Source organism: Umezawaea beigongshangensis (assembly GCF_016464305.1).
Taxonomy (GTDB): Bacteria; Actinomycetota; Actinomycetes; order Mycobacteriales; family Pseudonocardiaceae; genus Umezawaea_A; species Umezawaea_A beigongshangensis.
The window spans coordinates 122,147-139,497 of record NZ_JAEIOJ010000007.1 but is presented as its reverse complement, the minus strand read 5'-3'; the positions used below and the strand labels follow the sequence as shown (position 1 = coordinate 139,497).

17 protein-coding genes and 2 tRNA genes are annotated in these 17,351 nt (G+C 71.8%); 11 read left to right on the top strand and 8 right to left on the bottom strand.

Annotation, left to right across the window (positions count from 1 at the left end; translation table 11 throughout):
- Positions 1 to 17: 17 nt before the first annotated feature.
- A complete protein-coding gene (locus IMZ35_RS18650; RefSeq protein WP_199442398.1) occupies positions 18 to 2,141 on the bottom strand; it encodes a prolyl oligopeptidase family serine peptidase in 2,124 nt (707 codons plus the stop codon).
- Positions 2,142 to 2,293: 152 nt separating this feature from the next.
- Between IMZ35_RS18650 and IMZ35_RS18645 the strand changes: the two genes are divergently transcribed.
- Positions 2,294 to 2,962: an HNH endonuclease gene (locus IMZ35_RS18645; protein ID WP_199442397.1), complete on the top strand. Its 669-nt coding sequence runs from the start codon at positions 2,294 to 2,296 to the stop codon at positions 2,960 to 2,962.
- Between the two features lie 2 nt (positions 2,963 to 2,964).
- Here IMZ35_RS18645 and IMZ35_RS18640 read toward each other — a convergent pair whose 3' ends face one another.
- Entirely contained in the window at positions 2,965 to 3,582 is a 618-nt protein-coding gene (locus IMZ35_RS18640) for a DUF2345 domain-containing protein (protein ID WP_199442396.1), read from the bottom strand.
- A 258-nt stretch (positions 3,583 to 3,840) separates the two neighbouring features.
- On the opposite strand from IMZ35_RS18640, the gene ctaJ reads away from it, so the two are divergent.
- Both ctaJ and IMZ35_RS18630 read left to right on the top strand, forming a co-directional pair.
- A complete protein-coding gene (ctaJ, locus tag IMZ35_RS18635) occupies positions 3,841 to 4,092 on the top strand; it encodes an aa3-type cytochrome oxidase subunit CtaJ (RefSeq protein ID WP_199442395.1) in 252 nt (83 codons plus the stop codon).
- The gene (locus tag IMZ35_RS18630) at positions 4,079 to 4,561 is read left to right on the top strand and encodes a DUF5130 family protein (RefSeq protein ID WP_199442394.1); all 483 of its coding nucleotides are present in this window, start codon (positions 4,079 to 4,081) and stop codon (positions 4,559 to 4,561) included. The genes ctaJ and IMZ35_RS18630 overlap by 14 nt, the downstream gene beginning before the upstream one ends.
- A gap of 65 nt (positions 4,562 to 4,626) precedes the next feature.
- Here the strand turns inward: IMZ35_RS18630 and pepN are convergent, their stop codons facing one another.
- On the bottom strand, positions 4,627 to 7,188 hold the full coding sequence (pepN, locus tag IMZ35_RS18625; protein WP_199442393.1) for an aminopeptidase N: 2,562 nt from the start codon (positions 7,186 to 7,188) through the stop codon (positions 4,627 to 4,629).
- A gap of 212 nt (positions 7,189 to 7,400) precedes the next feature.
- Here pepN and IMZ35_RS18620 point away from each other — a divergent pair, with 212 nt between their 5' ends.
- Positions 7,401 to 8,024: a mycothiol-dependent nitroreductase Rv2466c family protein gene (locus IMZ35_RS18620; RefSeq protein ID WP_199442392.1), complete on the top strand. Its 624-nt coding sequence runs from the start codon at positions 7,401 to 7,403 to the stop codon at positions 8,022 to 8,024.
- A 71-nt stretch (positions 8,025 to 8,095) separates the two neighbouring features.
- Entirely contained in the window at positions 8,096 to 9,451 is a 1,356-nt protein-coding gene (locus IMZ35_RS18615; RefSeq protein WP_307868357.1) for an aldehyde dehydrogenase family protein, read from the top strand.
- Here the strand turns inward: IMZ35_RS18615 and IMZ35_RS18610 are convergent.
- The 3 genes from IMZ35_RS18610 to IMZ35_RS18600 are packed head-to-tail and all read right to left on the bottom strand — an operon-like array spanning position 9,423 to position 11,547.
- The gene (locus tag IMZ35_RS18610; protein ID WP_199442390.1) at positions 9,423 to 10,247 is read right to left on the bottom strand and encodes an MBL fold metallo-hydrolase; all 825 of its coding nucleotides are present in this window, start codon (positions 10,245 to 10,247) and stop codon (positions 9,423 to 9,425) included. The genes IMZ35_RS18615 and IMZ35_RS18610 overlap by 29 nt on opposite strands.
- Positions 10,238 to 10,870 (bottom strand): DUF429 domain-containing protein, encoded by a 633-nt coding sequence (locus tag IMZ35_RS18605; protein WP_307868354.1) that lies wholly within the window; start codon positions 10,868 to 10,870, stop codon positions 10,238 to 10,240. The genes IMZ35_RS18610 and IMZ35_RS18605 overlap by 10 nt, the downstream gene beginning before the upstream one ends.
- Positions 10,867 to 11,547 (bottom strand): 2-phosphosulfolactate phosphatase, encoded by a 681-nt coding sequence (locus IMZ35_RS18600; protein WP_199442389.1) that lies wholly within the window; start codon positions 11,545 to 11,547, stop codon positions 10,867 to 10,869. The genes IMZ35_RS18605 and IMZ35_RS18600 overlap by 4 nt, the downstream gene beginning before the upstream one ends.
- Positions 11,548 to 11,575: 28 nt before the next feature.
- On the opposite strand from IMZ35_RS18600, the gene IMZ35_RS18595 reads away from it, so the two are divergent.
- On the top strand, positions 11,576 to 12,049 hold the full coding sequence (locus IMZ35_RS18595) for a ribose-5-phosphate isomerase (protein ID WP_199442388.1): 474 nt from the start codon (positions 11,576 to 11,578) through the stop codon (positions 12,047 to 12,049).
- Positions 12,049 to 12,858 carry an Fpg/Nei family DNA glycosylase gene (locus IMZ35_RS18590; protein WP_199442387.1) on the top strand — a complete coding sequence of 270 codons (810 nt, stop codon included), beginning with the start codon at positions 12,049 to 12,051 and terminating at the stop codon, positions 12,856 to 12,858. The genes IMZ35_RS18595 and IMZ35_RS18590 overlap by 1 nt, the downstream gene beginning before the upstream one ends.
- A gap of 49 nt (positions 12,859 to 12,907) precedes the next feature.
- On the opposite strand, the gene IMZ35_RS18585 is transcribed toward IMZ35_RS18590, so the two are convergent.
- Positions 12,908 to 13,690, bottom strand: a complete 783-nt coding sequence (locus IMZ35_RS18585; RefSeq protein WP_199442386.1) for a hypothetical protein — start codon at positions 13,688 to 13,690, stop codon at positions 12,908 to 12,910.
- A 214-nt stretch (positions 13,691 to 13,904) separates the two neighbouring features.
- Positions 13,905 to 13,975 (bottom strand) — tRNA-Gly (locus IMZ35_RS18580).
- 87 nt (positions 13,976 to 14,062) lie between these two features.
- Between IMZ35_RS18580 and IMZ35_RS18575 the strand changes: the two genes are divergently transcribed.
- The 4 genes from IMZ35_RS18575 (at position 14,063) to IMZ35_RS18560 (ending at position 17,166) form a co-directional block, all read left to right on the top strand.
- A tRNA-Pro gene (locus IMZ35_RS18575) sits at positions 14,063 to 14,136 on the top strand.
- A 227-nt stretch (positions 14,137 to 14,363) separates the two neighbouring features.
- Positions 14,364 to 15,764 carry a trigger factor gene (gene tig, locus IMZ35_RS18570; protein ID WP_199442385.1) on the top strand — a complete coding sequence of 467 codons (1,401 nt, stop codon included), beginning with the start codon at positions 14,364 to 14,366 and terminating at the stop codon, positions 15,762 to 15,764.
- Positions 15,765 to 15,922: 158 nt separating this feature from the next.
- Positions 15,923 to 16,507: a ClpP family protease gene (locus IMZ35_RS18565; RefSeq protein ID WP_199442598.1), complete on the top strand. Its 585-nt coding sequence runs from the start codon at positions 15,923 to 15,925 to the stop codon at positions 16,505 to 16,507.
- Positions 16,508 to 16,536: 29 nt separating this feature from the next.
- The gene (locus IMZ35_RS18560) at positions 16,537 to 17,166 is read left to right on the top strand and encodes an ATP-dependent Clp protease proteolytic subunit (RefSeq protein WP_199442384.1); all 630 of its coding nucleotides are present in this window, start codon (positions 16,537 to 16,539) and stop codon (positions 17,164 to 17,166) included.
- Positions 17,167 to 17,351 lie beyond the last annotated feature (185 nt).

Sequence of the window (17,351 nt, the reverse complement as noted above, 5' to 3'; positions counted from 1 at the left end):
ACCTGCGCGTGATCCACCTACTGCTCCTCCGTGAAGTCCAGTCCTGTCGCGTTGCCGAGGAAGGTCAGCTGGTCCACGGTCAGCGCCACCGAGCGGCTCACCGAACGCCCCGCGTGCCCGACCTCGGTCTCACGACGCACGAGCACCGGACGCTTGCCCGGGTCGCCGGCCGTGGCGTGCTGCAACGCTGCGCACATCTTGCGGGCGTGGTTCGGGTCGACCCTGCTGTCCGACTCGAACACCGTGAACAGCACCGAAGGGTACTCAACACCGGGACGCACCCGGTGGTACGGCGAGTAGGACAGCAGCCAGTCCAGCTCGCGGGGGTCGCTCGCGCTGCCGTACTCCTCGGCCCACAGCCGCCCCAGCAGGAACTTCTCGTAGCGCACCATGTCCAGCAGTGGCGCGGAGCACACCACCGCCGCGTACAGCTCCGGCCGCTGGGTCAGCGCGGCTCCCACGAGCAGGCCGCCGTTGGAGCCGCCGGTGATCGCCAGCTGCTCCGGCGTGGTCCACCCGGCGGCGATCAGCCGCTCCGCCGCGGCGTGGAAGTCGTCGAACACGTTCTGCTTGTGCTCGCGCATCCCCGCCCGGTGCCACTCCTCGCCCTCCTCGTCGCCACCGCGCAGCGAGGCGAGCGCCCACACGCCGCCCGCCAGCACCCACGCCAGCGTGCTGGCGCTGTAGCCGGGACCGCGGCCGAGCGCGAAGCCGCCGTAGCCGGTCAGCAGCGCGGGCCTCGGCAGGTCCGGCTCCCGTTCGCCGGAGACGACGAACATGCGCACGGTCGTGCCGTCGGCGGAGGTGTAGGCGACCTGCTGGGTCGTGATCGGCGGCAGGTCGACGGCGCCGGGAGCGGCCTCGGCCAGCTCGGTGCGGCCCGTGCTGGTGGAGTGGCGGAGCACCGACAGCGGCGTGACGAAGTCCGTCCACCCGATCCACAGCGACCCGCGCTCCCCGTCGGTGGCCTCGTCCAGGGTGGACAGACCGTGCACCGAACCGGTGCCGGGCAGCGGGACCTCGCCCCGGTGCTCGCCGGTCGCCGGGTCGTGCAGGTGCAGCTCGGACACGGCGTGCCTGGTGCGCAGCAGGACCAGCGACCCGTCGAGCCAGTGCGCGCCGTCCAGGACGGAGTCCTCCTGCTCGGCGACCAGCTCCTCCCAGTGCTCGACCTGCGGGCGGGCCGGATCGGCCACGCACAGCCGGAACCGCGGCGCATCCAGCGACGTGTGCACGTAGAGCCGGCCGTCCCGCTCGACCCACGCGCTGCACTGCGCGCCCGCGTCGGCCGAGACGACCTGAGTGAACTCCGGCACCCGGTCCACGGCGGCGTGCAGGTCGGCGATCCAGATCGAGTCGCGGCGCACGGTGCCCGGTGCGCCGTTGACGACCAGCCACCGCCCGTCCTCGGACACCGTCAGGCCGTAGAAGTAGGTGTGGTCGAGGCCGTCTCCGTGCACCAGCAGGTCCGTCGCGGCGTCGGAACCGACGCGGTGGCGCCACACCCGGCGGTGGAACAGCCGCTCGTCCTCCGGCAGGTCGGCCGGGTCGAGCTGCCGGACGTAGAAGAACTCCTCGCCGCCGGGCAGCCAGCCCACGGGGGAGTAGCGGCAGCGGTCGATCGGTCCGTCGACCAGCTCGCCCGAGTCGACGTCGACGACGTGCAGCAGCGAGTGCTCGTCGCCGCCCACCGACACCTGGTAGGCCAGCAGCGTGCCCTCGCGACTGGGCGACCAGGCGTCCAGGGTGGTCCGGCCGGACGGGTCCAGCACCGTCACGTCCAGCAGCACGCGCTCGGAGCCGTCGGCCTCGCGCAGCCAGACGACGGGGAAGTCCTGGTCGGGGCCGCGACGGGTGAAGAACGCGCGTCCGGCCCGCCAGCGCGGCGTGGACACCGAGCCGGTGCGCGTCAGCCCGCGCACCCGCTCGCCCAGCGCCTCCCGGCCGGGCAGCGCGTCCAGCCACGAACGGGTCAACGCGTCCTGGGCCGCGGACCACTGCTCGGTGCGCTGGTCGCTCGCGTCCTCCAGCCACCGGTAGGGGTCGGCCACGGACCTGCCGTGGAGGTCTTCGACGAGGTCGAGCCGCTCGGCGGCGGGGTAGGGCGTCGCAGGCAGAGCTGCGGAGGGTGCCTGGGTCACCCGCCGAAGAATAGCGACCGAATGAAAATGATCACCGTTAGGCGTCGCGGCGGTGCCCGCGCCGGTCACGGCTCGCGGACCGGTTGCGGATCACACGTGCGTTCTGGGGGTGATCTGTGGTGTGCTATGGCTGCACCGGTGGAGGTGGTCGCGTGCCAGACCGACAACCGACCCCGATCGGCGCCCTGGCGAACGCCGGGCACGCGCCGTCGGCCCCGTCTGGCCAAAAACAGCCCGCTGTTCGGGCGGTTCAGGACGGGGAACCCGAAGGGGGAACTGCCGGCGCGAGCGCGGTGATCTTCCCCTGGGGCAGGAGAAAAGTGCTCCTGCTCAACGCCACGTTCGAGCCCCTGACCGCGCTGCCGCTGCGCCGCGCGGTCGTTCTCGTCGTGTGCGGCAAGGCCGAGGTCGTCCACGGCGACCCGGCGGGGAGCGTCGTGCACTCGTCGACGTCCGAAGTGGTCGTTCCCTCGGTGATCCGGCTCAGCAGCTACGTCCGCGTGCCCTACCGCGGGCGCGTTCCGCTGACCCGCGCCGGACTGATGCACCGGGACCGCTACCGCTGCGCGTACTGCGGCGGCCGTGCCGAGACCATCGACCACGTGGTCCCGCGCAGCCGGGGTGGCCCCCACACCTGGCAGAACTGCGTGGCGTGCTGCGCGAAGTGCAACCACCGCAAGGCGGACAAGCTGCTCTCGGAACTCGGGTGGCGGCTCAGGGTGGTGCCCACCGCCCCGCGCGGGCCGCACTGGAGACTGCTCGCCGGCGTCACCGACGCCGACCCGCTCTGGCTGCCCTACCTCGGAGAACCCGCAGCCTGACGTCATCCGGCGAGCGCGTACCGCGACCGGCTCGCCGTGATGCGCACGGAGCCGTCGTGTGCGGTGATGCGGACCGAGTCGTCGGTCGCCGTGATGCGGACGGAATCGTCGGTGGCGGTGATGCGCACGGAGTCGTCGGTCGCCGTGATGCGGACGGAGTCGTCGTGTGCGGTGATGCGCACGGAGTCGTCGGTCGCCGTGATGCGGACCGAATCGTTCGCGGTGATCCTGACCGAGTCGTCGGTGGCCGTGATGCGGACGGAGTCGTCGTGTGCGGTGATGCGCACGGAGTCGTCGGTCGCCGTGATGCGGACCGAATCGTTCGCGGTGATCCTGACCGAGTCGTCGGTGGCCGTGATGCGGACGGAGTCGTCGTGTGCGGTGATGCGCACAGAGTCGTCGGTCGCCGTGATGCGGACGGAATCGTTCGCGGTGATCCTGACCGAGTCGTCGGTGGCCGTGACGCGTGCGGAATCCTCGTGCGCGGTGATGCGCACGCTCTCGTCGTGCGCCGTGATCCGCACGCTGTCACTGGACCGAACAGAGGTCACGTGCTGCGCCGTTCGGCTGTAGTGCGAAAGAGTGAAAATTGAACGAGTGGACAGCGCGGATGCATACATGATGTGTCCTTCGGGACGAGAAAATGGCCGGATGAATGAAGATCACCGGAGTGCAAGGGCCGTACAGGTGAAAATCTATGGGCTGCCCCAGGGGGTCGCAAGACGCCAAAACGTCCGGTTTCAACCGCTGATCGGGGGACAGTCCAGGGGAGGCACTCTGCTCACCCGTACGGGGGTACGACACCGCTGCGGGCATCGCGAGGGCCTGTGATCGCACCTGAAAGCGCCTGGTCGCGCGACATCGGTTAACGTACGGCCGTGACCATCGTGGAGACCGTGACCGTCTTCGCGCTGATCCCGCTGGCCATCTACGGCGTGATCACGCTACTGACGCTGAGGAAGAGGGCCACCCGTGCTCCCCGGTACCGTCCGGGGCAGGAGTGGGGATTCGCTCCCGTGTGGTGGAGCGCCAACCCCGCCGGGCTGGCCGCCGATCACCGCACCGCCGACACGGCTCCGGTCGGGGACGGCGTGAAGACCGCAAGGGGAGGTGCCCGTGGCAACTGGTGAGATCGTCCGCCGCGACGTCGACGAGTCCCAGCTGGCCATGGGGGAGGCCGTGACCAACAGCGGCCGGATCTCCGCGGCGCGCATGTACACGCCGCACTCCCCGTCGCTGCCGTTCAGGCCGGTGCAGCTCGCCAGCATCGACGAGGCGCTGACGCTGGCCAGCCGCAGCACCGGGCTGGACTTCAGCGTCCACCTCGGCGCGCTGGACTCCGACACCAGGGAGCACGCGGAGCGCCTGCACGCGTCCACCCCGCGCCCCGCGCACGCCGTGCTCGTCGCGGTGTCGCCGGGGCAGCGCGTCGTGGAGGTCGTGACGGGCGACGAGTCGCACCGGCGGTTGTCCGACCGCGGTGCCAAGCTCGCCGTGATGAGCATGGTCGCCTCCTTCAAGGAGGGCGACCTGGCGGGCGGCATCATCGGCGGTCTGCGGATGCTCACCGACCAGGCGGGACCCGCTGCGCGGTCCTGACCTCCCGAACGCGACGGGCCCGTGACGCATCGGCGTCACGGGCCCGTCCGCTTCTCGGCGGGAGATCAGGAGCGGTCGAACTCCTGCGCGGCCAGGGCGCGCACGATCCCGGCGCGACCCTCCGAGACCAGCCGGCGCAACGCGGGCGGGCGCTCCTGCGCCAGCCACTCGTCCGCCGCCTCCACGGTGCTCCGCGCGACCGACCAGGACGGGAACAGCCCCACGACGACGGACTGGGCGCGCTCGCTGGACCGCCGGTCCCACACGTTCGCGACGTCGGCGAAGTAGCGCTCGACGTACGGCTGGAGCAGCTCCTTCTGGCCGGGGTGGTGGATGCCGCCGATGATCGCCTCGCTGACCGCGTTGGGCAGCTCGTCGTCGTTGACGGCGCGGTCCCACGCCTCGTCCTTGGCCTCGGTCGTCGGGCGGATCGCCCGCGCGGACTCCGCACGGCGGTGGCCGGTGGCGGTCGGGTCGCGCTCCTCCTCGGCCGCGATCTCGTCCAGGCCCGCCTCGCCGTGCGCGACGAGCGCCGTCAGCAACCGCCAGCGCAGGTCGGTGTCGACGTCGAGGCCCGGCAGCGGCGCCGACCCGTCGAACCAGCCGCGCAGCACCCTCAGCAGTTCGGCGTCGGCCACCGAGCTGGTGAGCGAGTTGACGAACGCGAGCTGGTGGTCCGAACCCGGCTCCGCGGCGCGGGCGAGTTCGAGCACCGTGGTGGTGAACCGGAGCCAGCCCTCGTCGCGCCACGAGGCGTCGCTGTAGGACGACAGCGCGGTCTGCGCCTGGACCAGCAGCCGCTGCACGACGCCGACCTCGGTCTCCGAGTGCAGGCCGCCCAGCACGAGGTTCACGAAGTCGCGGGCCTTCAACTCGGCTTCGCGGGTCATCTCCCACACCGCCGACCAGCACAGGGTCCGTGCGAGCGGCTCGGTGATGTCGGAGATCCGGTCGATCAGCGCGACCAGCGAGTCGGGGTCCAGCCGCATCGTGCAGTAGGTCAGGTCGTCGTCGTTGACCAGCACGAGCTTGCCGCGCGGCACGCCCACCAGGTCGGGGACCTCGGTGCGCTCGCCGGTGACGTCCAGCTCCACGCGGTGCGTGCGGACGAGCTTGCCGTTCTCGTCGTCGTCGTAGACGCCGACGGCCAGCCGGTGCGTGCGCAGCTCGCCGGCGCCGGGACGCGCGCCGCCCTGGAGCACCGCGAACTCGGTGAACCGACCCTCGGCGTCGGTGCTGAACCTCGGCCGCAGCAGGTTCAGGCCGGTGGTCTCCAGCCACTGCGCGCTCCACCACGACAGGTCGCGGCCCGACGCCTCCTCCAGCGCGCTCAGCAGGTCGTTCAGCGTCGCGTTGCCCCAGGCGTGCTTGCCGAAGTACAGCCGCAGGCCCGCGAGGAAGTTGTCCAGGCCCACGTACGCCACGAGCTGCTTGAGCACGCTCGCGCCCTTGGCGTAGGTGATGCCGTCGAAGTTGACCTCCACGGCCTGGAGGTCGGGGATGTCGGCGGCCACGGGGTGCGTCGACGGGAGCTGGTCCTGCCGGTACGCCCACGACTTCTCGATCTTCGCGAACGTGGTCCAGGCGTGCCGGTACTCGGTCGCCTCGGCCTGCGCCAGCACGCTCGCCCAGGTCGCGAACGACTCGTTCAGCCACAGGTCGTCCCACCAGCGCATGGTGACGAGGTCGCCGAACCACATGTGCGCCATCTCGTGCAGCAGGGTCTCCGCGCGCCGCTCGTAGAGGTAGCGGGTGACGCGGCTGCGGAAGACGTAGTCCTCCAGGAACGTCACGCACCCGGCGTTCTCCATGGCGCCCGCGTTGAACTCGGGCACGAAGCACTGGTCGTACTTGCCGAACGGGTACGCCACGCCGAAGGCGCCGTGGTAGAAGCCGAACCCCTGCTTGGTCTCGGCGAACAGCCGTTCGTGGTCCATGTGCGGGGCCAGCGACGCGCGGCAGTAGATGCCGAGCGGGATCGTGGTCTCCCCGTCGCTGAACTCGTCGCGCCACTCGGCGTACGGCCCGGCGACGACCGCCACGAGGTAGGTCGACATGGGCTTCGTCGTCGCGAAGACGTGCCGCGCGCCGCCACCGGGGGCCTCGTCGGTGGAGGTGATCTCGCTGTTGGAGACGACCTTCCAGTCGCTGGGCGCGACCGCGGTCAGGTCGTAGACGGACTTGAGGTCCGGCTGGTCGAAGCAGGCGAACATGCGCTTCGCGTCGGCGGTCTCGAACTGCGAGTACAGGTAGACGCCGCCGTCGACGGGGTCGACGAACCGGTGCAGGCCCTCGCCGGTGTTCGTGTACCGGCAGTCGGCGTCGACGACGAGCTCGTTGACCTCCGCGAGGTCCGGCAGTGCGATCCCGTCCTCCTCGCGGTAGCCGGACACGTCCAGCTCGACGCCGTTCAGCACGGCGCGGTGCACCGTCGCGGCCACGAGGTCGATCCAGGTCGACGCGCCGGTCTCCCGGCTGCGGAAGGCGACCTCGGTCGTGGACCGGAAGGTCTCCGAGCCGGGCTTGCCGCCACCGTCGGTGAGGTCCAGCGCGATCCGGTAGGAGTCGACCTCCAGCAGTTGCGCGCGCTGCTGCGCCTGGTCGCGGGTCAGGTTGGGTGCCGCCACTGGTCACCTCGTCTGTCAGCGTTCTCAGTGGGCTGACGTCGTCGGAACAGGAAGTGTCGTGCGTGTGGACACGACCGTCGCAATCCAATCACGTGCGCGCGCGCGACGGTGGGGAGAACACGGCCGCCGGGAAGACCTGACGCCGTCGTGTGGTTGCAGCCACCGGGAGTGGCGGGCACCGCCGGTCCGGACGAACGACGTGGAGGACACGCATGGCTGACGAGCAGTCCACTGGCACGACGAAGGTCGACTTCTACTTCGACCCGATCTGTCCGTTCGCCTGGATCACCTCGCGGTGGATCCTGGAGGTCGAGAAGATCCGGGACATCGACCTGTCGTTCCACGTGATGAGCCTGGCCGTGCTCAACGAGGGCCGGGACCTGCCGCAGGAGTACCGCGACATGATGGACCGGGCGTGGGGGCCGGTCAGGGTGGCCGTCGCGGCCGAGGAGAAGCACGGCAACGGCGTGCTGCGGGACTTCTACACGGCCGTGGGCACGCGCATCCACAACGAGGGGAACAAGGACTGGGACGCGGCCGTGAAGCTGGCGCTGGAAGAGGCCGGTCTCCCCGCGGAGCTGGCCGGGGCCGCCGACTCCACCGAGTACGACGAGCAGCTCAAGGCCAGCCACCACCGCGGCATGGACCCGGTGGGCACGGACGTCGGCACGCCGACCCTGCACGTGGACGGCGTGGCGTTCTTCGGCCCGGTGCTGACGAAGATCCCGCGCGGCGAGGAGGCCGGGAGGGTCTTCGACGGCGCTCGGCTGCTCGCGGGCTTCCCGCACTTCTTCGAGCTGAAGCGCACCCGCACGGGTGACCTCGACTTCTCCTGACGCAGAACTCCACCGATGTGACACCCTGGGGGCAGAAAGTGCGTCCGGGTGTCACATCAGTGGAGGTTCGCGTGATCGAGGTCGTCAACCCCGCCACCGAGGAGGTCGTGGCCTCCGTCGCGGAGAGCACGCCCGCCGACGTCGACCGGGCCGTCACGGCGGCGGCCGAGGCGTTCCCCGGCTGGGCGGGCACCCCGCTCGACGAGCGCGTGACGACCGCCCGGCGCGTCGCCGACGGCATCGCCGCGCGCGCCGCCGAGTTCGCCTCCACGATGACCACCGAGATGGGCACGCCCCTCACCTTCGCGACGAGGGTGCAGGTCCCCAACCCGATCGGCATAGCGAACGCCGTGGCCGACGTGGTCGAGAGCGGCTACTTCGACGACGAGCGGATCGGCAACTCCCTCGTGCTGCGCGAACCGGTCGGCGTCGTCGCCGCCGTCACGCCGTGGAACTTCCCGCTCCAGCAGATGGTCGCCAAGGTCGTCCCCGCGCTCGTGGCGGGCAACGCGGTCGTGCTCAAGCCCAGCGAACTGGCCCCGCTCACCGCGAACCTGCTCGCCGAGGTCGTCGCGGCCGCCGGCGTCCCCGACGGCGTGTTCGCGATCGTCCACGGCACCGGGGCCGTCGTGGGCGAGGCGCTCGTGGCGCACCCGCGCGTGGACGCCGTGTCGTTCACCGGGTCGACGCGGGCGGGCCGTCGCGTGTCGGCGCTCGCCGCGGAGACGGTGAAGCGGGTCGCGCTGGAACTGGGCGGCAAGTCGGCGTGCGTGGTCCTGGACGACGCCGACCTCTCCCGCGCCGTGAAGATCGGCGTCGCCAACGCGTTCATGAACAACGGGCAGGCGTGCAGCGCGTGGACGCGCCTCGTCGTCCCGGCCGACCGCCACGACGAGGCGCTGGAACTGGCCGTCGCGGCGGCGTCGAAGTACGTGCCGGGCGATCCCGCCCTGCCGGAGACGCGCCTCGGGCCCGCCGTGTCGGCCCAGCAGCGCGAGCGCGTCGTCGGGTACGTCCGCACCGGGGTCGCCGAGGGCGCGACGCTCGCCCTCGGCGGACCGGACGCGCCGCTGGAGCGCGGTTTCCACGTGCTGCCGACGGTGTTCGGGAACGTGAGGCCGGAGATGACCGTCGCGCAGGAGGAGATCTTCGGGCCGGTGCTGTCCGTGCTGCCGCACGCCGGTGACGACGACGCCGTCCGCATCGCCAACTCCACGGTCTACGGACTCGGCGGCGGGGTGTTCTCCGCCGACACCGACCGCGCGCTGGCCGTCGCCAAGCGCTTGCGCACGGGACAGGTCGACGTCAACGGCGCGGCGTTCAACACGGCGGCGCCCTTCGGCGGCTACCGCCAGTCCGGCAACGGCCGCGAGTTCGGCCGCTACGGCCTGGACGAGTTCACGGAGGTGAAGTCCGTCCAGACGTGACGCGGGCCAGGGCGGGCCGGGTGAACTCCTCGGGGTAGGGCGAGCGGGCGAGCGCCTCGGCGACGCCCAGCTCACCCGCCGCCACCGCGGCGCACAGCGCGGCCACGTCCGCGATCTCGCGGCGCTGCTCGCGCACGAGGTCCCGGTCGACCGGGTCGCCGTGACCGGGCAGCACCACCGCGGCGCCCAGGCTCAGCAGGGCGTCCAGCGCGACCGGCCAGCCCGGCGGGTCGGCGTCGTGGAACTGCGGCGGCGCGCCCTGCTCCACCAGGTCACCGGCGAACACCGCGCTCGCGTCCGGGACGTGCACCACCAGGTCGTGACCGGTGTGCCCCGGTCCGAGGTGCAGCAGGTCCACGCGCCGCCCGCCCACCGACAGCTCCGCGCGCGCGTCCACGAGCCGGTCCGGCAGCACCGGGTTCACCCGCTCGACGCGCTCGGCCACGTCCGGCCTGCCCTCCTCGCGGTAGTGCGCGGCCCACCTCGCCCGCTGCGTCGCGCCGTCCGCCACGAGGGCGGCCCGGCAGCCCCGCTGCGCCCACACCTCGCACGGCCCGAACGCCTCCGTGCCGAAGCTGTGGTCGAAGTGCGAGTGGGTCAGCACCACGCGCCACGGGTGCGGCGTCACCTCCCGCACGGCCGCGGCGAACTCCGCGCCCCGGTGGGCGTCGCCGCCGGTGTCCACGACCAGGCACTCGCCGTCGCCCACGACCAGGCCCAGCGACAGGTCCAGCTCGGCGTGCCGGCGCACGAGGAGCCCCTCGGCGATCTCGATCCAGCGGTCCGTCACACCCATATCGTCGGTCTCGGCCCCGGCCCCAGCGGCAGCGCCCCGCCCTCCACGTGCCGCAGGGCCGACCAGGCCGCCGCGAGCGCGTCGAGGACGTCGTCGATCGTCGCCGCGCGCGGCAGGTCCGGCGGCAGCACCGGGTCCACGAACCCCTCCAGCACGCAGATCCGCTGGACCACGCCCGTCGCGGTCTTCTTCGACGCGGTCACGCCCATCGCCCGGAACGAGCACTCCGGGTGCACCTCGACCACCCGCTCGTCGGCGGGCAGGGCGTCCCACTGCTGGACCTTGCCGGTGATGAACCATGTCTGCTTGCTGATCTTCCGGCCGGTGATCCGCTCGGAGATCGCGCACGCCTCGGCGTAGTCACCGGCGTCGAGCACCGCCCTGACGGGCGCGTGGAAGATCGACGACCGCGCCTCGCCCAGGTACTCCCGCGCCGCGAGGTCGCAGGCGCGGTAGCCGTCCTCGTCGAGCCCGAGCGGGACGTCCACCCCGATCCGCTCGCACTCCGCGGTCAGCTCCAGCACCTCGCCGGCCGTGGCGGCGAACTCCCACCGCACGCGCTCCGGCCCGTCCCACAGCGCGACCACCCAGCCGCCGCGCATCCCGTCCACTCCCGCGATCACGCCCGGAACACCCCCTCCACCAGCAGCGGAGCCGCCGTGCTGACCCCGGCCTCGGCGGCCAGTCCCACGTCGCGCCCGTGCCCGGCCGCGATCAGCTCCCGACCGGAGACGCAGCCCGCGAGCGCCGTGGCCACGTCCGCGCCCCGGTGCGCCGCCGCGGCCAGGGCGGCCTCGGCCGACACCGGCCCGCACCCCGCCAGCTCCCCGCAGATCGCGCCCGCGCCGAGCAGGTCCTCCACGCAGGGCCGCAGCGGTCCGGACGGCGCGGTGGCGGAGATCGTCACACCCCAGCGCTCACCGGCCGGGACCACGCCGATCGGCCGGCCGTCGGCGATCTGCGCGGCGCGCGCCGCGACGGCGGCGGCGTTGCGCAGGCACCCGGCCAGCACGGCCGCGCCGGTCGCGGCGGCCGCGGCGCAGAGCGCGGCCCCGTTGGGCGAGCCCGTCTCGACGACCTCGCCCGGCGCGGTCGCGACCAGGTCGGCCGGTCGCGCCGACCGGGCGCCGGCGGTCCACGGCCGCAACCGGACGACGCCACCGCGGCCGGTCACGAGGTCCACCGACGTGGTGAACACCAGCACGTCCACGACCACCAGGACCGCGCACTCGTCCCCGAGCGCGGTCACCCCTTCGGCACCCCACTCCAGGCGCAGCCCCGACCCCTGTTGAGCGAACACGGTGTTCACCCTGGCAGACTTGCTCGACGTGCGCGTCTACCTTGGTTCCGACCACGCTGGCTTCGAGCTGAAGACCCACCTGGCCCAGCACCTGGCCGAGCAGGGCCACGACGTCGTGGACGTCGGCCCCGCGGTGTACGACGCGGAGGACGACTACCCGCCGTTCTGCGTCGAGGCGGCTCGCCGCGTCGTCGCGGACGAGGGCAGCCTCGGGGTCGTCGTCGGTGGTTCCGGCAACGGCGAGCAGATCGCCGCCAACAAGGTCCCCGGTGCCCGCTGCGGCCTCGCCTGGAGCGTGGAGACCGCGAAGCTCACCCGTCTGCACAACGACGCCCAGCTCGTCGGCGTCGGCGCGCGCATGCACACGGTCGAGGAGGCCACCGAGATCGTGGAGGCGTTCCTCGCGACCCCGTTCTCCGGCGAGGCCAGGCACGCCCGCCGCGTCGGCCTGCTGACCGAGTACGAGAAGACCGGCACGCCGCCCGCTCTGCCCGGCGCCTGATGCCGGAGGGCCACACGCTCCACCGCCTCGCGGACCTGCACCAGCTGCGCTATGCGGGGAACCCGGTGGGCGTCTCCAGTCCGCAGGGGCGCTTCACCGCGTCCGCCGCGCTCGTCGACGGCCGCGTGCTGGAGCGGGCCGAGGCCCTCGGCAAGCACCTGCTGCACGTCTACGGGCCCGACCTGGTGGTCCACGTCCACCTGGGGCTCTACGGCAGGTTCTCCGACGACGAACTGCCGGTCACGCCGCCCGTGGGCCTGGTCAGGATGCGGATGGTCGGGCCGACCCACTTCGCGGACCTGCGCGGCCCCACGGCGTGCGAGCTGCTCACCGACGCCGAGGTCGACGCCCTGCGCGCCCGCATCGGACCGGACCCGCTGCGCGCCGACGCCGACCCCGAACTCGCCTGGGCCCGCGTGTCGCGGTCCCGCGCGCCGATCGGCGTGCTGCTCATGGACCAGTCGGTGATCTCCGGGGTCGGCAACGTCTACCGGGCCGAGGTGCTGTTCCGGCAGGGGCTGCACCCGCTGGTCCAGGGCGTGCGGATCACCCGCGAGCAGTGGGACGCGATCTGGGCCGACCTGGTGGTCCTGATGGAGGACGGCGTGCGGGTGGGCCGCATCGACACGGTCCGTCCCGAGGACCTGCCCGAGGCCACGGGGCGTCCGCCGCGCGAGGACCGGCACGGCGGCGAGGTCTACGTCTACCGGCGCACCGGGCAGCCGTGCCTGCTGTGCGGCACGCCCGTCCTCACGAGGGAACTGGCCTCGCGCAACCTCTACTGGTGTCCCGTCTGCCAAGCGGAGTGACGCACGACGGCGGGGCCGGTCGACACGACCGGCCCCGCCGTTCCCGCTGCTAGAAGTCGAAGCCGCCGAAGTCTCCGCCGCCGCCGAAGTCCCCTCCGCCGCCGAAGTCGCCACCGGTGTCGCCCGCGTCTCCGCCGCCGCCGTCACCCGCGTCTCCGCCGTCGTCACCGCCGCCGTCACCACCGTCGCCGCCGTCGCCCTCGGGGGCCGCGACCGCAGCGGGCACACCGACCATGCCGGAGAACATCGCGCTGAACAGCAGCATCGAGCCGAAGCCCCACGCGCCCGCCACGAGCGCGGGCTTCCACCACGGCTCGCTGTACCAGCCCTGCGGCACCGGCCGCCCGGCGACCACGCCACCGGGGTAGTAGTGCGGCGTGCGCGAACCGGGCCGCGGCGAGGCCGCGTAGCTGTGCCCCTCGACGTCGACGTCGCGCGGCTCGGACACCGTGCCCGCACGGCCCTGACCGGCGAGGTTCGGCAGTTCCGGGCCGGGGTCCATGTCCATCGCCTGACGTGCGGCGCGGACGTAGTACAGGCCCTCCATGGCGGTCTGCGTCACCAGTCGCGCCTGTTCGACGGTCTTGGCCTGCTCCATCTGAGATCCGGCCGCGGTGAAGCGCTCGGAGGCGTCGGCCAGCGCCTGCTGGGACGCCACGTCGCTTCCCGTCAGGTTCACGACCTGCCCGCCGAGCCGCTCGACCCAGCGGCGTGCGTCCGCCCTGGCGTCTTCCAGTTCCTGCTGCTTGGCCGCCGCGCGGTTCCTGGCGAAGTAGAAGCCGATGCCCGCCACCGCGACGACCAGCACGAGCACGAGAATCGCGCCGCTCACGGGTCCTCCTGTACTGCCGGTGGCCACCTGCCTCCGACAACCGGACAACGAGGACACGCCTGCGGAGGTTCCCGCGTGCCGCGCACCTGCCGTGCGGCCGACCGGCGGTCGTCGCCGGACTCGTGGCGCGGTCCGCGAGCGCGCTCGGGTGAAACGACGGGAGGGGTGCTCCCCGTGCGGGGAGCACCCCTCCCGACCTGCGAGGTGTGACCTGAGCGGGTGACCGGGATCGAACCGGCATGACCAGCTTGGAAGGCTGGGGCTCTACCATTGAGCTACACCCGCGTGCACCCTCGCGGGGAGGGCGCGGAAACAGCTTAGCGCGTCGCGCTAAGCTGCTCGCACACCACCTCCCCGAGAGGTCGTGCCGACCGGGGCGTGGCGCAGCTTGGTAGCGCACTCGCTTTGGGAGCGAGGGGTCGCAGGTTCAAATCCTGTCGCCCCGACGGTCGAGGATCTGCACGGAGGAGCGCCCGCCCGGACGACCACGTCCCGGCGGGCGCTCTCGCGTTCCGGGCGTCCCTCGTGCTCCCGGACGGTGCGCACGACGGGGCGAATCCACCCCGCCACGTCGTCGGGCAGGGCATCTCGCCTAGACTCGTCGGGTATCCCGGCGCTGAACGTGGCGATATCCGGGTGTTCCGCACGTCATGTTCGCTACGAGGAGATCACGTTGAAGAGCACCGTCGAGCACCTGAGCCCGACGCGGGTCCGGATCAACGTCGAGGTGCCGTTCGACGAGCTCAAGCCGAGCTTCGACCGCGCGTACCGGAAGCTCGCCAAGCAGGTGCGCATCCCCGGTTTCCGCCCCGGCAAGGCCCCCGCCCGTGTCCTGGAGAACCGGATCGGGCGCGCCCCGGTCCTGGACGAGGTCGTGCAGGAGGCCGTTCCGGCGAAGTACCTGGAGGCCGTGAACAGCGGCGAGGTGCGTGCCCTTGGCCGCCCCGACTTCGAGGTGACCAAGATCGAGGACGGTGACTCCCTGGCCTTCACGGCCGAGGTCGACGTCCGTCCCGAGATCACGGTTCCCGCCTTCGGTGAGCTGTCCGTCAGCGTCGACGACCAGGAGGTCACCGACGCCGATGTCGACGAGCAGCTCGATGAGCTCCGCGCGCGCTTCGGCACCCTGACCGGCGTCCAGCGGCCGGCGCAGGACGGCGACTTCGTGGTCGTCGACCTGTCCGCCACGGTCGACGGCGAAGAGGTCGAGGAGGCCCGCACGGCCGGCCTGTCCTACGAGATCGGCTCCGGCCAGCTCGTCGAGGGCATCGACGACGCGCTGATCGGCGCGTCCGAGGGCGAGACCAAGACCTTCGCCACGACCCTGGTCGCCGGTGAGCACTCCGGTCGCGAGGCCGAGGTCAGCGTCGTCCTGAACACCGTCAAGGAGCGTCAGCTCCCCGAGCTGGACGACGAGTTCGCCCAGCTCGCCAGCGAGTTCGACACGCTGGACGAGCTGAAGGACGACCTGCGCACGCGCCTGGCCCGCGTCAAGAAGATGCAGCAGGGCGTCCAGGCCCGCGACAAGGTCCTCGACGCGCTGCTGGAGACCACCGAGGTCCCGCTGCCCGAGAGCATCGTCCAGGGCGAGATCGACGCGCGGAAGCACGACGCCGTGCACGAGTTCGACCACGACGAGGCCAAGTTCGGGGAGTACCTGGAGAGCCAGGGGCAGACCCTGGAGGCCTTCGACGCCGAGCTGCGCGAGTCGGCCGAGAAGGCCGTGCGCACGCAGCTCGTGCTCGACACGATCGCCGACGCCGAGCAGGTCACGGTGTCCGACTCGGAGCTGACCGAGCGGATCGTCTACCAGGCCCAGCGCTTCGGCATCAGCCCGGACGAGTACGTCCAGCGCGCGCAGCAGTCCGGCCAGCTCGGCGCGATCTTCGCCGACGTGCGCCGCGGCAAGGCCCTCGCGACGGTCGTGCGCCAGGCGACCGTGACGGACGCCACCGGCAACGCGGTCGACCTGGACGAGCTGTTCGGCGAGCAGAAGGCGGACGACGAGACCGCGGCCGTCGACGTGGTCGAGGGCGACGTCGTCGAGTCCACTGAGGAATCCAACGAGAAGTGAAGCCCTGAGCGAACGCGGGCGGTGTCGGGAAGTCGACGCCGCCCGCCTTCGTTAAGGTCGGTTGCAGAGATTTGCTCAAGACCACTGCGGAGCGATTGTTCACCGCTCCTGGAGTAAGGCAGGCAGACGTGACGCAGCACTCCTTCCCGGCACCCGAGATGCGGTCGGGTTCCGCGGGGATGAACCTCAACGACTCGGTGTACGAGCGGCTTCTCCGCGAGCGGATCATCGTGCTGGGCACTCAGGTCGAAGAGGGCATCGCCAACCAGATCACGGCCCAGCTCCTCCTGCTCGCCGCGGAGGACCCCGAGAAGGACATCACCCTCTACATCAACTCGCCCGGCGGCTCGGTGACCGCGGGCATGGCCATCTTCGACACGATGCAGCTCATCGAGCCGGACGTGGCGACCGTGGCGATGGGCCTGGCGGCCTCGATGGGGCAGTTCCTGCTCTCCGCGGGCACGCCCGGCAAGCGCTCGTGCCTCCCGCACGCGCGGATCCTGATGCACCAGCCCTCCGCCGGCGTCGGTGGCACGGCCGCCGACATCGCGATCCAGGCCGACATGCTCACCCGCACGAAGCACGAGATGGCCGAGCTGATCGCCGAGCACACCGGTCAGTCGGTGGAGCGCATCGTCGCCGACTCGGACCGCGACCGCTGGTTCACGGCCAAGGAAGCGCTGGAGTACGGCTTCGTCGACCGGATCGTCAGTCGCGCCAGCCAGATCCCCACCAGCAACTGACCGGCGAAGCACTTCCCAGGAGACATCCAGTGAGCCAGTTCCACGCGCCTCAGTCCCGGTACGTGCTGCCGTCGTTCGTCGAGCGCACCAGCTACGGGATCAAGGAGTCCAACCCCTACAACAAGCTCTTCGAGGAGCGCATCATCTTCCTCGGGGTGCAGGTCGACGACGCGTCGGCCAACGACGTGATGGCGCAGCTCCTCGTCCTGGAGTCCGAGGACCCGGACCGCGACATCCTGATGTACATCAACTCGCCGGGTGGCTCGTTCACCTCGCTGATGGCCATCTACGACACGATGCAGTTCGTGCGCCCGGACATCCAGACGTACTGCCTGGGCCAGGCCGCCTCGGCCGCCGCGGTGCTGCTGGCCGCCGGAACGCCCGGCAAGCGCCACGCGCTGCCGAACTCGCGCATCCTGATCCACCAGCCGTCCACCGAGGGCGTCTACGGTCAGGTCTCCGACCTGGAGATCCAGTCCAACGAGATCCAGCGCGTCCGCCGCCTCATGGAGACGACGCTGTCCCGCCACACCGGCCGCTCGCCGGAGCAGGTGCGCGACGACGTCGAGCGCGACAAGATCCTCACGGCCGAGGCCGCGAAGGAGTACGGGATCGTCGACACGGTCCTGCCCTACCGGAAGCTCTCGGCCAAGGCATGACCCTCGGTCCCGACACGCCGAACTGACCGGATTGCTGGTCCGTTCGGCGTGTCGGGGGGACGCTGGTCCTCCCGCAACGGCGGGTCGGCCAGGTACCGTCGAGGGGAACGAAGGCGGCCCCCGCATCCAGCGGGTGCACGTTGAACGTCGGTCAGGCGCACCACGTCCGAGTGCGCCGGAGGGGA

Coding starts and splice junctions, on each gene's coding strand:
- IMZ35_RS18620 (WP_199442392.1), top strand. CDS start 7,401: ATGGCTGACGAGCAGTCCACTGGCACGACGAAGGTCGACTTCTACTTC.
- IMZ35_RS18640 (WP_199442396.1), bottom strand. CDS start 3,582: ATGTATGCATCCGCGCTGTCCACTCGTTCAATTTTCACTCTTTCGCAC.
- IMZ35_RS18590 (WP_199442387.1), top strand. CDS start 12,049: ATGCCGGAGGGCCACACGCTCCACCGCCTCGCGGACCTGCACCAGCTG.
- IMZ35_RS18565 (WP_199442598.1), top strand. CDS start 15,923: ATGCGGTCGGGTTCCGCGGGGATGAACCTCAACGACTCGGTGTACGAG.
- IMZ35_RS18610 (WP_199442390.1), bottom strand. CDS start 10,247: ATGGGTGTGACGGACCGCTGGATCGAGATCGCCGAGGGGCTCCTCGTG.